Origin of the sequence: Methylobacterium segetis (assembly GCF_004348265.1) — a bacterium.
Classification (GTDB): Bacteria; Pseudomonadota; Alphaproteobacteria; order Rhizobiales; family Beijerinckiaceae; genus Methylobacterium; species Methylobacterium segetis.
The window spans coordinates 1-2,283 of record NZ_SMNT01000197.1; the positions used below are offsets into that span (position 1 = coordinate 1).

General features: G+C 69.9%; 1 protein-coding gene. It reads right to left on the reverse strand.

Annotation, left to right across the window (positions count from 1 at the left end; translation table 11 throughout):
* Nucleotides 1–2,239, reverse strand: a 2,239-nt coding sequence (locus E1J50_RS25835; protein ID WP_245516765.1) for an Ig-like domain-containing protein, incomplete at its 3' end; no start/stop codon positions are given.
* Between the last annotated feature and the right edge of the window lie 44 nt (nt 2,240–2,283).

Genomic DNA, 2,283 nt, shown 5'->3' on the forward strand with positions numbered 1-2,283 from the left:
CCGCGTCCGGCGTGTAGGTGTAGTGGCCCCGTGCATCGATCGCGACGTGGCCGTGGGTGGCCTCACCCACCAGCGCGACGATGAGGTCGTCCACCGAGGTGTCGGGGTCGATCGCGGAGAGCTGTCCTGCGAGAACGCCATCCTCGTCGCCCGAGGCGGCGGCGTCCGCGGCGACCGGCGCGTCGTTGCTCCCCGTGATCGTGAAGGCGATGTCCTTGTTCAGGCCGCCGACGAGACGGATCTCGACCTTCTCGGTGACGATGGCGCCGGCCTGGAGCGCGTTCGTCGCGCTGCGCGCGTTGTCGAGGGCGTAGGTCAGCGTGTTCGCTGCGGTATCGAGGAGGGTGGTGCCGTAGGTCCCGGCCTTGGCGAAGGTCGCGGGCGTGAGTTGCGTCCAGCCGGCGGTGTCGTAGGCGGGCGCATTCGCGGCGCGCACGAGCCTCACGACCGATTCGGGCACGCCCGCGGTCTCGGCGCCGGCCTCCACCAGGATCTCGCTCGGCGGCGAGGCGCCGAGGCCCGGCGGATCGAAGGCGTGCGGCAGCACGCCCGTCACGACGAGATCCGTGACGAGGGTGGTGCCGTCCGTGAAGGTGACGCTGGCCACGACCGTGTTGCTGTCGCCGAGATAGGGCTTGAGCGCGGCGAGGTTCGCGTCGATCTTGAGGCCGAGCGGCGTGGAGACGAGGTTCGCCTTGGTGATGCCGGGCACCACGCGCGCGTTCACGCTCAGCGTGAAGGCGGCGATGCTCGCCGAGGGCACCGGCGAGCCCAGAAGAGAGGCCGAGAGCGCGCTCGGCGTCGTCACCTTCTCGGCCCCGCCGGTGTTGTCGATCGGATCGAGATAGGTCAGCGAACTGTCGCCGATGCCGATGGCCGAGATCTTCGCCTTGTAGACCTCGGTCAGCGTTTTCACCTCGTCGGCGAATTTCGCGATGATGGCGGCTTGGTTGGTGGGGCTCGGATTGATGGTGACGACGCCGGTCGTCCCGCTGGCCGGCATCTGGTTCGCAGGGGTGGCGGCGTTCTGCGAGGTCGGCTCGCCGTCCGAGACGAAATAGACGAAGTTGCTGGCCGTCCTGTTCGGGTCCATCACCGCGAGCGCCGAGATGGTGCTGCGCAGGGCGTCCTCGTAGTTGGTGCCGCCGGTGGCCCGGAGGGTCTTCAGGTAGCTCGTCGCGCTGGAGACGCCGGCCGCGTCCAGCGCGAAGACCGGCTTGGCCTCGGGCGCGGACCCGTTGACCCCGAAGGTCTTCCCTGCCGAGTCGAAGGGCACGATGGCGAGGCGCGTCGAGGCCGGGTTGAAGCCCTGGGCCAGGATCTTGTTGCTGAGGGCCGTGAGCGCCTGGATCTCGGCGTCGATGCGGGTGTTGGCGGTCCCATCTCCATTCAGGTCGCCGATGCCGTTGGCGAAGAAGGTCTGCTCGCTGCCGGACGTATCGACCACGTAGACGATGTTGATGGCGGGCTGCTGCACGGTGCCGAGGCCGATCGTGGCCGTGACCTTGGTGCTGCCGTCATTGGCGCGGGAGGCCCCGTCGAGCTGCAGGAACACGGCCTGTTTGTTGCTCGTCAGGACGGTGCTGCTCGTATCCGTCTGGTTGCCGGGCACGAAGGCGCCCGAACCCTGAACCTGCACGGTGGCGCTGGCCGTGTCGGTGCCGCCGCGCCCGTCCGAGACCGTGTAGGCGAAGCTCACCGTCGCGGTCTGGCCCGCCGCGAGGCCGGCGAAGGTGCTGCCGGGATCGAACACGGCCCGGCCGTTCTCGATCGTGACCCGGCCCTCCAGGGGCTGCGTCACCGCCGTGATGGCGAGGGCGTCGCCGTCGGGATCGCCGTCGTTGGCGAGGAGGTCGAGGACGGTGAGGCCCTCCCGTGCGGCCGTCTGCTGGTCCGCGGCGGCGACCGGCGCGTGGTTGGTGCCCGTCACCGTCACCGTGGCGGTCCGGGTGACGGCGGCGCCGGCCGAATCCGTGACCGTGTAGGCGAAGCTGTCCTGCGCGGTGATTCCCGCCGGCAGGTTCGCGAAGGCGCCGTTCGGATCGTAGCTGAACGTGCCGTCGGCATTCAGCGCGACATGCCCCCGCGTCAGCGTCGCATCGAGGCTGAGCCTGTGGGTGTCGCGTGTATCGACGTCGGTGTAGGCCGGGAGCAGGACGAGCGGCGGGCTCCCGGTCGCGGCCGTGGCGCCGGTGATGTCGAGGACGACCGGCGCGTCGTTGGTACCGGTGATCGTCACCGTCACGTCCTGACTCGCGGTACCGCCCTGGCCGTCATCGACCG